The following is a 14,741-nucleotide window of genomic DNA, read 5'->3' on the forward strand; positions in this document are numbered from 1 at the left end:
GTGCCTTGCCGTTCCGGGAGCGGCACCCGGTCACCCGGGTACCGGCCCCCTCGCCTTACTTGGCTGCCAGGATGCCGCCCTGGCCTGCGCTGCCGGACAGTGCCTTCAGTCGCAGGTCGCTGTCCGTTGCCGCCAGATCGGCTGCACCGTTCAGCTTGGTAGCGTCGAACTGGCTGATTGCTGCCGCCAGCGTCGCTACGCTGTTATTCACGCCGCCGCTTGCATCGAGCGACAGCGCACCACCCGTTGCCGGGGCCGAAGTATGGTCAAAGGCTGCAATCGACTGCACCAGGCCGCCCACGTTGCCGCGCAGGTCAGCTGCACCTGGCGACACGTTGCTGCCGGCGAACCAGACGTCGGCTTCCGCGTGGCTCTGGCCATCAGCCGTTTCGTAGGTGGACGTCATCCCCACGATATTGCCGTTGTTCAGCGACACGTCAGACTTGCCGTTCAGGTTCAGCTTGCTGATGTTCAAGTCAGCCAGCGACTTCAGTTCGCCCGCATCGCTGACGCCATCGGCATTGCCATCCACCCACACGCGCAGATTGCCGAACGCGGCATCCGCACTGGTGATGGCGCCGTCGCCGTTGGTATCGAGCTCAGCTAGCGCTTCGTAGCCGTTGCCAGCTTTCTGGCCGTTCGCCAGCGTGGTGCCGGAGCCGAACAGTTCGGAACCATCGTCGATGGCGCCGTTGCCGTTGCGGTCCAGCGCCAGCAAGCCGTCGCCACCGCCCACCCAGCCCGTGCCCACCTTGCTGCCGGTACCCAGCATGTCGAACTGCACCGCATCGCTGTACGACAGCGTTTCGATACCGTTGCCATTCAAGTCCAGCACCAGCGGCGTGTACAGCACAGACTGGAAGGCGCCGATCTGCGTGCTGCTCAAGCCGCCCACCTGCGTGGTCGTCAGTGCGCACACTTGCATGCTGTTCATCGCCGAGATTTGCAAGGTCGTGAAGCCAGCCATCTGCGCCGAGCTCAGCGTGCGGATCGTCGCAGTCTTCAGTGCAACGATATCGGTGGTTTCAATTGCCGACAGCTGCAAGGTCGACAGGCCGGTCAGCGACGTCAGTGCACTGAACTGCGAAGTCGTCATGGCCACCAGCTGGTCGGTCGTCAAGCCCACCACTTGCGTGGAGCTCAGGCCGGCAACCACACCGGTGGACAGCACCGCCACGTCGGCCACTTGCATCGCTGCAATGGTCTGCGTCGATACCGATGCAAACTGCGAGCTGGTCAGCGCGGAAACCTGGTTGGTGCCCAGTGCATACATCTGGTCGGTCGTCAGCGCTGCGATCTGCGTCGACTTCAGGCCCGCAATCGTCGTGACTTTCAAGCCATCCAGTTCCGCCGTGGCCAGTGCGGCCAGCGCATTGGTCGACAGTGCGGCAATTTGTACGGAGCTGAAGCCGCCCAGCGCCGTGTCATCAAGGCCGGCTACCTGCACGCTGTTCAGCGCGCCGACAGCCATCGTGCTCAGCGCGCCGATTTGCGTCGTCGTGAACTCGCCAATTTGCGCCGACGTCAGCGCCGCGACATGCGTGGTCTTCAGCGATGCAATCACGCTGGTCTTGATGCCAGTGATATCCGTGGTTTCAATTGCCGTCACGGTAGCTGCGGCCAGTGCGGAGAACTGTGCCGTGGTCAGCGCGCCGATCTGTACCGAGTCAAACGCGGCAATCTGGACCGACGTCAAGCCCGTGCCAACCTGGTAAGTGGTCAGGGCGGCAATCTGCGCCGTTGCCAGGCCATCGAGCTGGTTGGTGCCGATGGCAGCGATTTGCGCCGTCGTCAAGCCCGTGATGGCCGTCGACTTGATCGCTGCCAGGTCGTTGGTTTCCATCACCGCCACATTGGCAGCCGTCAGGCCCACCAATTGCGACGACGTCAGGCTGGACACTTGCAAGGTCGTCAGGCCCACCACCTGCGCGGTATTCAAGCCTGCCACCTGGCTGGACTTCAAGCCGGCCAGCGACGTGGTCGTCAGCGCCGCCACGTCTTCCGTGCCAAACACAGAGAGCAGGTCGGTACCCAGCGCGGACAGTTGCGTCGAGTTCAGAGCCGCCACTTGCGCACTGTTCAGCGCTTGCGCCTGATTGGTATTCAGCGAAGACAGCGCCGAGCTCGACAGCGAGCCCACTTGCGAAGCCGTCAGCTGGCCCAGCTGCGCCGTCGTCACGTAGCCCACTTGCGTGGATTTCAGCGACGCGATGACCGTGGTCTTCAGCGTATCGATATCGTCGGTGGCAATCGCGGCAATGGCGGTCGAATTCAGCGCGCCGAATTGCGCCGTGCTCAGCGCACCGAGCTGCGTCGTATCGAATGCGGCAATCTGCGCCGAGTTCAGGCCAGTCGACACTTGCGTGGTCGTCAGTGCGGCGATGTTAGCCGACGTCAGGCCATCAATTTGGTTGGTGCCGATCGCATTGATCTGGTTCGACGTCAGCGACGAAATCACGCTGGATTTGATGGCAGCCAGGTCATTGGTTTCCATCACGGCGATGTTGGCCGCCGTCATGCCCGTCAATTGCGACGATGTCAGCGCCGCCACTTGCAGCGTGGACAAGCCCACGACTTGCGCCGTGTTCAAGCCTGCCACCTGCGTGGATTTCAAGCCGGCCAGCGCCGAAGTCTTGATCGCGGCAATGTCTTCCGTATCGAATGCCGCCAGCACGTTGGTGGCCAGCGCGCCCACTTGCGTGGAACCCAGCGCGCCAACCTGCACGCTGTTGAGCGCCGTGCCTTGCGCGGCGCTGAGGCTGCCCAGCGACGAACTCGACAGCGCCGCAACCTGCGCGCTCGACAGTTGTGCAATTTGCGTGGTCGTCAGGCCAGCAATCTGCGTGGACTTCAGGCCGGAAATCACGGTGGTCGTCAGCGTATCGATGTCGGCCGTGGCAATCGCGGCAATCACGTCGGTGGCCAGCACGCCGAACTGGGTGCTGTTCAAGCCGGACAGCTGCACGCTGGTCAGTGCAGCAACCTGTACCGAGTTCAAGCCAGTCGATACTTGCAGCGTGGTCAGTGCGCCCACCTGTGCGGACGTCAGCACGCCGATCTGCAAGGTCGTGATGGCGCCGAACTGCGTCGACGTCAGCGCGGCCAGCACATTGGTCTTGATGGCGGCCAGGTCATTGGTTTCAATGACAGCGATGTTGGCAGCGGTCAGGCCCGCCAGTTGCGACGATGTCAGGCTCGCTGCCTGCAGCGTCGTCAAGCCCACCACTTGCGCGGAATTCAAGCCGGCGATCTGGCTGGACTTCAGGCCGGCCAGCGACGTGGTGGTAATGGCTGCCACGTCTTCCGTGCCAAATACACTCAGCAAATCGGTACCCAGCGCGGACAGTTGCGTCGAGTTCAGCGCCGCCACCTGCACGCTGTTCAGCGCCTGTGACTGGTTAGTGTTCATGGCAGCCAGCGCGGAGCTCGACAGCGAACCCACTTGCGAGGCCGTCAACTGGCCCAGCTGCGCCGTCGTCACGTAGCCCACTTGCGTGGATTTCAGCGACGCGATGACCGTGGTCTTCAGCGTATCGATATCGTCAGTGGCAATCGCGGCAATGGCGGTCGAATTCAGCGCGCCGAATTGCGTGGTGCTCAACGCGCCCAGTTGCGTCGTATCGAACGCGGCAATCTGCGCCGAGTTCAAGCCAGTCGACACTTGCGTGGTCGTCAGTGCGGCGATGTTGGCCGACGTCAGGCCGTCGATCTGGTTGGTGCCGATCGCATTGATCTGGTTCGACGTCAGCGACGAAATCACGCTGGACTTGATGGCAGCCAGGTCATTGGTTTCCATCACAGCGATGTTGGCCGCCGTCATGCCCGTCAATTGCGACGATGTCAGGGCCGCCACTTGCAGCGTGGACAAGCCCACGACTTGCGCCGTGTTCAAGCCTGCCACTTGCGTGGATTTCAAGCCGGCCAGCGCCGAAGTCTTGATCGCGGCAATGTCTTCCGTATCGAATGCGGCCAGCACGTTGGTGGCCAGCGCGCCCAGTTGCGTGGAACCCAGCGCACCGACTTGCACGCTGTTGAGCGCCGTGCCTTGCGCAACGCTGAGGCTGCCCAGCGACGAGCTCGACAGCGCGGCAACTTGCGCGCTCGACAGTTGTGCAATTTGCGTGGTCGTCAGGCCGGCAATCTGCGTGGACTTCAGGCCGGAAATCACGGTGGTCGTCAGCGTATCGATGTCGGCCGTGGCAATCGCGGCAATCACGTCGGTGGCCAGCACACCGAACTGGGTGCTGTTCAAGCCGGACAGCTGCACGCTGGTCAGAGCAGCGACCTGTACCGAGTTCAAGCCAGTCGATACTTGCAGCGTGGTCAGTGCGCCCACCTGTGCGGACGTCAGCACGCCAATCTGCAAGGTCGTGATGGCGCCGAATTGCGTCGAGGTCAGCGCGGCCAGCACATTGGTCTTGATGGCAGCCAGGTCATTGGTTTCAATGACAGCGATGTTGGCAGCCGTCAGGCCCACCATTTGCGACGAAGCCAGGCTCGACACTTGCGAAGTCGTCATGCCTGCCACTTGGGCGGAATTCAATCCCGCCACCTGGCTGGACTTCAAGCCGGCCAGCGACGTGGTGGTAATGGCAGCCACGTCTTCCGTGCCGAACACGCTCAGCAAATCGGTGCCCAACGCGCCCAGTTGCGCTGAGTTCAGCGCCGCCACCTGCACGCTGTTCAGCGCTTGCGACTGGTTGGTATTCATGGCGGCCAGCGCGGAGCTCGACAGCGAACCCACTTGCGACGCCGTCAGCTGGCCCAGCTGCGCCGTCGTCACATACGGTACCTGCGTGGCTTTCAGGGTCGAGATGACCGTGGTTTTCAGCGTATCGATATCGTCGGTGGCGATCGCAGCAATGCCGGTCGAATTCAGCGCGCCAAATTGCGTGGTGCTCAACGCACCCAATTGCGCCGTATCGAACGCGGCAATCTGCGCCGAATTCAGGCCGGTCGCCACTTGCGCCGTGCTCAGGGCGCCGATCTGCGACGACGTCAAGCCATCGACTTGCACGGAAGTGATGGCATTGATCTGGCTGGACGTCAGTGCGGAAATCACGCTGGTCTTGATGGCGGCCAGGTCATTGGTTTCCATCACGGCGATATTCGCCGCTGTCAGGCCCGTCAATTGCGACGACGTCAGCGTCGACACTTGCAAGGTGGACAGCGCCACCACCTGGGCCGTATTCAAGCCTTCAATCTGGCTCGATTTCAAACCGGCCAGCGCCGAAGTCTTGATGGCGCCGATATCATCCGTATCAAACGCGGCCAGCACGTTGGTGGCCAGCGCGGACAGTTGCGTGGAACCCAGCGCGCCGACTTGCGCGCTGTTGAGCGCGGTGCCTTGCGCGACGCTGAGGCTGCTCAGCGACGAGCTCGACAGCGCCGCAATCTGAGCGCTCGACAGTTGGCCGATTTGCGGCGTCGTCAGGCCGGCGATCTGCGTAGACTTCAGGCCGGAAATCACGGTGGTCGTCAGCGTATCGATGTCAGCCGTGGCAATCGCTGCAATCACATCGGTGGCCAGCACACCGAACTGGCTGCTGGTCAAGCCGCCCAGCTGCACGCTGGTCAGCGCGGCAACCTGTACCGACGTCAGGCCGGTCGATACCTGCAGCGTGGTCAGCGCGCCCACCTGTGCGGACGTCAGCACGCCGATCTGCAAGGTCGTGATGGCGCCGAACTGCGTCGACGTCAGCGCGGCCAGCACATTGGTCTTGATGGCGGCCAGGTCATTGGTTTCAATGACAGCAATGTTGGCAGCCGTCAGGCCCACTACTTGCGAAGAAGCCAGGCTGGACACTTGTTGGGTCGTCATGCCGGCCACTTGCGCGGAATTCAGCCCCGCCACCTGGCTGGACTTCAGGCCGGCCAGCGACGCCGTCGTCAGCGCCGCCACATCTTCCGTACCGAATACGGTCAGCAAATCCGTGCCCAGTGCGGAAAGCTGCGTGGAGCTCAGCGCCGCCACTTGCACGCTGTTCAGCGCTTGCGCCTGGTTGGTATTCAATTCCGCCAGCGTGGCGCTCGACATCGCGCCCACTTGCGAGGCCGTCAACTGGCCCAGCTGTGCCGTCGTGATGTAGCCGATTTGCGTGGATTTCAGCGACGCGATCACGGTGGTTTTCAGCGTATCGATATCGTCGGTGGCAATCGCGGCAATGGCGGTCGAATTCAGTGCGCCGAATTGCGCCGTGCTCAGCGCTGCCAGCTGCACCGTATCGAATGCGGCGATTTGTGCAGAGTTCAGCCCGGTCGCCACTTGCGTGGACGTCAGCGCGCCGATGTTGGCCGCCGTCAGGCCGTCGATCTGGTTGGTGCCGATCGCATTGATCTGGTTCGACGTCAGCGACGAAATCACGCTGGACTTGATGGCAGCCAGGTCATTGGTTTCCATCACGGCGATGTTGGCCGCCGTCATGCCCGTCAATTGCGACGATGTCAGGGCCGCCACTTGCAGCGTGGACAAGCCCACGACTTGCGCCGTATTCAAGCCTGCCACTTGCGTGGATTTCAAGCCGGCCAGCGCCGAAGTCTTGATCGCGGCAATGTCTTCCGTATCGAATGCGGCCAGCACGTTGGTGGCCAGCGCGCCCAGTTGCGTGGAACCCAGCGCACCGACTTGCACGCTGTTGAGCGCCGTGCCTTGCGCAACGCTGAGGCTGCCCAGCGACGAGCTCGACAGCGCCGCAACCTGTGCGCTCGACAGTTGTGCAATTTGCGTGGTCGTCAGGCCGGCAATCTGCGTGGACTTCAGGCCGGAAATCACGGTGGTCGTCAGCGTATCGATGTCGGCCGTGGCAATCGCGGCAATCACGTCGGTGGCCAGCACGCCGAACTGGGTGCTGTTCAAACCGCCCAGCTGCACGCTGGTCAGCGCGGCAACCTGTACCGAAGTCAGGCCGGTCGATACTTGCAGCGTGGTCAGCGCGCCCACCTGTGCGGACGTCAGCACGCCGATCTGCAGGGTGGTGATGGCGCCGAACTGCGTCGACGTCAGCGCCGCCAGCACGTTGGTCTTGATGGCGGCCAGGTCGTTGGTTTCAATGACAGCAATGTTGGCAGCCGTCAGGCCCACCATTTGCGACGAGGACAGGCTCGACACTTGCTGCGTCGTCATGCCCGCCACTTGCGCGGAATTCAAGCCGGCCACCTGGCTGGACTTCAGGCCGGCCAAGGACGAGGTCGTCAGCGCTGCCACATCTTCCGTACCAAACGCGGCCAGCAAATCGGTACCCAGCGCCGACAGTTGCGTCGAGCCCAGCGCGGCCACCTGCACGCTGTTCAGCGCTTGCGACTGGTTGGTATTCATGGCGGCCAGCGCGGCGCTCGACATCGAGCCCACTTGCGAGGCAGTCAGCTGGCCCAGTTGGGCGGTCGTCACGTACGGCACCTGCGTCGCTTTCAGGGAAGCGATCACGGTGGTTTTCAGCGTATCGATATCGTCGGTGGCAATCGCGGCAATCACGGTCGAGTTCAACGCGCCGAATTGCGCGGTGCTCAACGCGCCCAATTGCGCCGTATCGAACACGGCAATCTGCGTGGAATTCAAGCCGGTCGCCACTTGCGTCGTGCTCAGCGCGCCGATCTGCGACGACGTCATCGCGTCGATTTGCAAGGTCGTGAAGGCGTTCAACTGCGCCGTCGACAATGACGACAGCACGTTGGTCTTGATGCCTGCCACGTCGGCGGTTTCCAGCACGGCGACGTTGGCGGCCGACAAGCCCGCCACTTGCGACGACGTCAGTGAAATGATTTGCGCACTGGTCATGCCGACCACTTGCGCCGAGTTCAAGCCTTCGACCTGGCTCGACTTCAAGCCAGCCAGCGCCGTCGTGCTCAGCGCCGCCACTTCATCGGTGGACAGCACGGAAATTGCATTGGTGCTCAGCGCACCCAGTTGCGAAGAATTCAGTGCGCCGATTTGCAGGGAATTCAGTGCCTGGATATCAATCGTGTCCAGGCCGGCAGTCAGTTGCAAGCTCGTCAGTGCGCCTACTTGCAGCGACGTCAGCGCCGACACCTGGGCGGAGTTCATTGCCGCAATTTGCGTGGTCTTCAGGGAAGCAATCGTCGCCGTCTTGAAGCCGATAATGTCCGTCGTTTCAATGCCGGCCACGCCATCGGTCGTCAGCGCATTCGCCTGCGCCGTCGTGAAACCACTCAATTGCAGCGAATTGAGCGCGGCAATTTGCGTCGACGTCACCCCCAGGGAAATCTGTGCCGTCGTCAACCCTTGCAATTGCGCCGTATTGAAGACGGCCAGCTGCACACTGGTGAGGGCGCCAATCTGATTGGTGCCAAGGGAAGCGAGGTCTGCAGAACCGAACGCGGCAATTTGATCGGTATCGAGACTGGCGATCTGGGAGGTACTCAAGAGGGTTAAGAGGCTCACTTCCTTCTCCTTGGGGGGACGACGCTACTGATTTGGACTCGCAACATGGCGAAAGCCGGCACAAGACCGGCTACCACCACGTACGCTACTTGTTATTGATTAAACCTACCCTGCAACTATTGACGTCGCTCGAAGACATTTACGACCTGCAAGTTAATTTACTTTAATAAATATTTGTAATGCCTAGAAGTAAAACCTAGCTTGCAGTAAATAATTGTCTTGCAGGAAACATCCGTTAACTCCCGGTTTATCCTGTACGGTAGAGCGACCACTTTCTGTGCTGCTTTAAGCAAATTTCCTTGCGGACACCAAAAAAAATTGCAATCGATTATCAGTATATCGCAGAAATTTCCTATCGGAATGATTCCCGTAAGTATTTTTACAACGTGACGTGATTCGCCATCAACATGTAACAATCTGATTCCACTGTGTTTATTTGCCGCCGCCGACGGTTACCGTGGTCGCCGTCATATACGACGCGGCTGGCGACAGCAGCCACACGACGGGGGCGGCAATCTCTTCCGGCTGAGCAACACGGCGCATCGGGATCGACGGTGCGGCACGCTGCAGGCGTCCGCCATCGCCACCCCGCTCATGGATTTCTGTTTCCGTCATGCCGGGCGCTACGCACAACACGCGGATTCCCTGCGGCGCGACTTCGCGACCCAGTCCCAGCGTAAAGGCTTCCACAGCAGCCTTGCTGGCTGCATAGTGCACGTAATCGCCGGCACTGCCGCTAGCTGCCGCCGTGGATGAAATATTGACGATGACGCCCGCGATGCCATGCCGCTGGAATGACGCCAGCGCCGCACGGCAGCATTCCATCAGTCCCAGCACATTGATGCGGAAGACGTCGGCAATCATCGCGTGATCCGCTTCCATAAAGCGGGTAATGCGGCCGGTGATGCCTGCGTTATTGACGAGGGCCGTGACCGGGCCCAGTGCGCGCTCCGTATCGGCAAACAGGCGCGCCACGTCGGCCGGTTCGCCCACGTCGGCCTGGATGGCGACTGCCTGGCCGCCCGCGGCGCGGATGGTTTGCACGACTTCGCCGGCCGCGTGCGCATCGCGCGCATAATTGACCGCCACCGCATAACCATCGCGCGCAGCCGCCAGTGCAATGGCCGCACCGATGCCGCGGCCACCGCCGGTCACGATTAATACTTTGCTCATGGAAAGTTTCTCGTTAGCATGACGGCGAATTTTACGTGCTTTTGCCTGTAAAACCCTCACCAATTGTCACACTGCAAGAATGCCGTGGCATGGCCGCCACGACAAAATGACATGCTTATTCGGCCATTGTCACAGCATCACCATCAACGACAACGCGGTCGCGGCCGCTGCGCTTGGCCGCGTACAGCGCCTGGTCGGCGGCCCGCAGCAGCGATTCGCCATCATTCAGGCGGTCTTTATCGAAGCTGGCCACGCCGATACTCATCGTCACGTTGGGACGGCTTGCTGCCGGCGCATGCGTGATGTTCAGCGCCGCGATGCAGGCACGGATGGCTTCCGCATGCTGGCGCGCCTGTTCCGCACTGGTGTCGGGCAACACGGCGGCGAATTCTTCCCCGCCATAGCGGGCCGCCAGGTCGGCGGCGCGCTGCAATTTGCCGGCAAATGCTTCCGCCACCATGGCCAGGCAAGCATCGCCCTGCTGGTGGCCGAAGTGGTCGTTATACGCTTTAAAGGAATCAATATCCATCAGCAGCAGCGACAAATGGCCGCCGTGGCGCTGGGCACGGCCCAGCTCGCGCTGCAATGCCACGTCAAAGTGGCGGCGGTTGGCAATGCCTGTCAAGCCATCGACATACGACTGCGCCCGCAGCGATTCCGCCTGGTCGCGCAACAGGCGCTCGCGCCCCACCGTGGTGCTGACGTCGCCGATTTCAATCAGACAAAACCGCTCGCGCCCTTCGGAAAACGGCGTCACGGCAATCGATTGCTCGACCCGTTCGCCGCCCCATGTGCCGGATGGATACAGGGGAAATGGCGTGCGGTTCAACGCTTGCGGCAAGTGCGCGGCAATATTGTTGGTCAGTGCGCTGTGCACGGCCAGTTCCAGCCGCTGGCCCAGCAATTCCGGGAACAAATCAAATAATTCCTGCCCTTCCACGCGGCTGGCCGCCATGCCGGAATGGCTGGCCATCCACTGGTTCCACAGCACGATGCGTTTGCGGGCATCCAGCACCACCAGGCCCAGGTTTGCCAGCCCGAGTATGCGTTTGAACAGGTTGGGATGCTGTGGAATGGCGGGCGCGGTGCGCTGGGCCAACGGGGTGTTAGGGAAGTGGTCGAGCATGCAACTTTTCCAGGCCGGCATACAAAACGTCAATTATAAGCCAGCAATATTACCTAATGGCATCAATGCAACATTAATGTGGCAAGAAAGACACTGCCCATAAAAAAAACCGCACAGGCGTGCGGTTTTTTATAGTAAGGCGATCACGCGCGGCGACGGCGACGCATCCAATACAAGCCCGCCAGGCCCGCCGCCAGCAACGGCAAGGTGCCGGGAATCGGCGTCAGGCGCACCACGCCTTCAATGACGTCGTTCTGGCAAGTCTCACCCCAGTGCATGGCAATCGTGGAAAATTTCGCCAAATCCGTACCCGCCACATTGATGGTGAATTGCAGCGACTTATCGGCCAGCACAGTCCAGGTACCCGAATTCAAGCCCTTCACGGTAGTCGAGACGGTCGAGGAGTTTGTCTTGACAGCAACTTCCTGGCCGTTACGGTACGTGCAGCTGGTGCAGGTAATAAAGCTTTCGGAATTCGAAATATTTTGCGCGTTGGTTGCCCCGTTCAGCTTATACAGCGTGAACGTGCCGCCAGTGTTGCTCCAGCGGTTAGCCAGGTTGAAGCCATAGTCCCAGATCGTACTGTTGGCCGCATTGTCGGCCGTGTAGTGATCCGTGGCGGTGCCAACCGGATTCCACGTATCGGCAAGGAACACGTCGCCATAACCGATACCGCCAGGCCCAGCAAAGCTGTCGGCGCCCGCATGGCCGGCAAAATTCGTGCCGATGGTAATTGTCAGTACATCATTAACGCGGGTAATCTTGGCGTCGTTGATGTTATACGTGCTGCCGCCGATCACGTCGCCATAGCCGTGACCATCGGCGCCCCAATAGTTGTCCGTGATGGTATCGGCAAAGGCGCCAGCCTGTGCGCCCCCTCCGGTAGCCAGCGCCAGGACCGCGATGGCTGCATTCAGCAGTCTTTTCATGATTATTCCTGTAGAAATTTATAGTTCCAGTAAGCAGGAATCATGCCTAACATTAACTATTCTTTGTAATCAGTTACTTAGCGCGCAAACAACTTAGTTTCCACACATCACTGTAAAAATCTTCGACAGTATTGTGCCAAGATATCAAAAAACAGTGCATAAAAGCAAGGAAAATATCAAAATGAATTACTGAAAGTTCAAGAACTGTTGAGCTTGAACACAGTGTAGGCCACCAGTCATATCCTGCACGCTTACTTATTTATCGCACAGGCGAAATGAATATACGGCCTGTATTGCGGCCCTGCGGCAACCATGCCAACATGCGGGCTGCCCATCCGCCTGATAAGGAATGCCATGCCGTACCGTTTGACCGCCCCGTTCACCGCCCTGCTGCTGGCAACCGCTTTGTTCGGCTGCGGCGAGCAAGACAAAGACGCCTTGGTGGCCAAAGCACGGCAATACCGCGCCAATGGCGAATTACGCGCGGCAACCATTGAATTCAAGAATGTACTGCAAGCGCACCCCGATGATGGGGAAACGCGCTTCTTGCTGGGCCAGACCTACAATGAAACCGGTGAAGCGCTGACTGCAGAAAAAGAAATCCGCCGCGCCATCAATCTTGGCTATCCGGAAGAAGCGGCGCTGGGGGAGCTGGGCAAGGCCCTGCTGCTGCAGGGCGAGTATCAAAAAGCACTGGACCAAACGGCCAAAGCAGCCAAGCCCGGCCCCGCGCTGTCGTGTGTACGCGCTGATGCACTGCGCGCGCTAGGCAAAGCCAGCGAAGCCCAAGCCCTGTATGAATCCGTGCTGCAAGCACAGCCCGGTTTCCCTGCCGCGCTGATCGGCATGGGCAGGCTGGCGCAAACCGCGGGCGATATGGCGGCAGCCAGCCAGTTTGCCAGCCAGGCCCAGCAAGCCGATCCCCGCAATACGGATGCCCTGTTATTCATGGCGGACTTGCAGCGTTCGCAGAAGCAGTATGACGAAGCCATGGCGACGCTGGACCGCATTTTGCAGATTGCGCCGGAACACCGCTCCGCACACATTGAAAAAGCCTACATCCTGATTCCACAGGCAAAATTCGAGGCGGCGCAAAAAGAACTGGATACCGCCGTGCTGTCCGGCCCCAGCGGCATGATGATCGCGTACACGCAAGCACTGCTGGACTTTACCCAGGGCAAAGATGCGGCTGCCCTGGAATCGCTGCAAAAAGTCTTGCGCGCCGCGCCCGAGCATCCCCCCAGCATGCTGATGGCGGGCGCTATCAATTTGAATATGGGCGCCCTGTCGCAAGCCGAGTATTACTTGCGCAGTTACCTGCGCACCAATCCAGGGAATTTATATGCCCGCAAGCTGTTGACGTCAGTCCTCTTGAAAGCAGGCCAGGCGCCCGATGCCATGGCGGTGCTGGAGCCAGCCATGAACACGTCCGGCCAGGACGCGGAAGTCCTGGCGCTGGCCGGTGAAACGTTCATGCAAGCGCGCGATTTCAACAAGGCGGGCGAACTGTTTTCCAAGGCCGCATCCATCGCACCGAACGTGACAGGCTTGCGCACGGCGCTGGGACTGAGCAAGCTCGGACAAGGCAACAATGAAGCGGCGCTGGCGGACTTGCAGGAAGCCGCGCGGCGCGAACCCGCCAACGCGCAAGTCGGCATTGCGCTGACCACCACCTTGCTGTCGCTCAAGCGCTATGACCAGGCATGGGCGGCAGTCCAGGAGCTGGATAGAGCGCAGCCGAAAAATCCCGTGATCCACAACCTGAAAGGCATGGTACTGGCCGCCCGTAAAGACCTCGACGGCGCGCGCGCCGCCTTTGACCAGGCGCTGGTGCTGCAGCCGTCCTATTTCGCCGCCGCCGCCAACCTGTCGCGGCTGGAAACTGAACTGAAAAATCCGGCCGCTGCAAAAAAACATTTGCAAGACTTTCTGGCCAGGAACAAAGGCAATGTCGACGCCATGACGGCGCTGGCCGCGCTGGCGGCGCGCAACCGCGACCTGGCGGAAGCGACGCGCTGGCTGGAAAAGGCCCAGGCAGACAATCCGGATGCCGTCGCCCCCGGCATCCGCCTTGTCAACCATTACCTGATGATGCGGGAAACGCAGAAGGCCGAAGCGCTGGCGCAAGCGCTGCACGGCAAGAATCCGGACAATCCGGACTTGCTGGACATGCTGGGCAAGGCCCACACGGCCAATGGCGATTTGCCGCTGGCCGTGGAAGCGTACAAAAAGCTGGCCATCGCCATGCCGCGCTCGCCGCAAGTGCACATGCAGATCGCGGCGCTGTACCTGAAAATGAATAACGTGGGCGCGGCGGAAGACCATTTGAAAGCCGCGCTGGGCATGCAGCCGGACTTCCCCGCCGCGCAGCTGGCGCAGGCGGAAATTTACGTGAAGCGGGGATCGTACGACCTGGCGCTGATGATTTCAGACCAGCTGCAAAAGAATTACCCGAAAGCGTCGGGCGGCTACCAGTTGCGGGGCGATATCCTGATGGCCCGCAAAAAGCCGGAGCAGGCGCTGCCGGCTTTTGAAAAAGCCATGCAAATCACGCCGGCCAGCGAATTGCTGATCAAGATCGCCAATGCGCTGCGGGTGTCGGGCAAAACCGCCGACGGCGCGGCCCGCATCGACCAGTGGCTGAAGCAGCATCCGGACGACGTGCGCGTGCAGCTGTACAAAGGTGAAACCCTGCTGGCCGACAAACAGTACAAGGCTGCCGCCGACTACCTGCAAGGCTTGGTACAGCGCTATCCGGGCAATATCACGGCCTACAACAACCTGGCGTGGGCCTACCAGCAGGCGGGCGACGCGCGCGCCGTGGCAGCCGCCGAACAGGCGTATAAACTGGCGCCCCAGCATCCGGTCGTGATGGACACGATGGGCTGGGTGCTGGTGGAACAGGGCCAGGCAACGAAAGGCTTGCCTATCCTGCAAAAAGCCAGCGCGGCCGCGCCGGAAGCGCGCGATATCCGCTTCCATTTGGCGCAGGCGCTGGCAAAAACCGGCGACAAGGCAGCCGCGCGCAAGGAACTGGAAACCGTGCTGTCAGGCGAAAAGCAATTCGCGCAGGCCGACGAAGCCAGGGCGCTGCTGAAGCAGGTGCAATAGCTCG

At 60.9% G+C, this 14,741-nt stretch carries 5 protein-coding genes; 1 reads left to right on the plus strand and 4 read right to left on the minus strand.

The annotated features are described in order from the left end of the window. Nucleotides 1-55: 55 nt before the first annotated feature. The 4 genes from GM668_RS17780 to GM668_RS17795 form a co-directional block, all read right to left on the minus strand. Nucleotides 56-8,398 carry an SPM autocatalytic domain-containing protein gene (locus tag GM668_RS17780; RefSeq protein ID WP_155440286.1) on the minus strand — a complete coding sequence of 2,781 codons (8,343 nt, stop codon included), beginning with the start codon at nt 8,396-8,398 and terminating at the stop codon, nt 56-58. A 432-nt stretch (nt 8,399-8,830) separates the two neighbouring features. Then, nucleotides 8,831-9,571: an SDR family oxidoreductase gene (locus GM668_RS17785; protein WP_155440287.1), complete on the minus strand. Its 741-nt coding sequence runs from the start codon at nt 9,569-9,571 to the stop codon at nt 8,831-8,833. A 115-nt stretch (nt 9,572-9,686) separates the two neighbouring features. Then, nucleotides 9,687-10,697 carry a sensor domain-containing diguanylate cyclase gene (locus tag GM668_RS17790; RefSeq protein WP_155440288.1) on the minus strand — a complete coding sequence of 337 codons (1,011 nt, stop codon included), beginning with the start codon at nt 10,695-10,697 and terminating at the stop codon, nt 9,687-9,689. Nucleotides 10,698-10,840: 143 nt separating this feature from the next. Next, nucleotides 10,841-11,626, minus strand: coding sequence for a VPLPA-CTERM sorting domain-containing protein (locus tag GM668_RS17795; protein WP_155440289.1), 786 nt, complete (start codon nt 11,624-11,626; stop codon nt 10,841-10,843). A 354-nt stretch (nt 11,627-11,980) separates the two neighbouring features. Here GM668_RS17795 and prsT point away from each other — a divergent pair, with 354 nt between their 5' ends. Further along, nucleotides 11,981-14,737, plus strand: coding sequence for an XrtA/PEP-CTERM system TPR-repeat protein PrsT (gene prsT / locus GM668_RS17800; protein ID WP_170305687.1), 2,757 nt, complete (start codon nt 11,981-11,983; stop codon nt 14,735-14,737). Nucleotides 14,738-14,741: the final 4 nt, after the last annotated feature.

This window comes from Pseudoduganella ginsengisoli (assembly GCF_009720865.1).
Taxonomy (GTDB): domain Bacteria; phylum Pseudomonadota; class Gammaproteobacteria; order Burkholderiales; family Burkholderiaceae_D; genus Rugamonas; species Rugamonas ginsengisoli.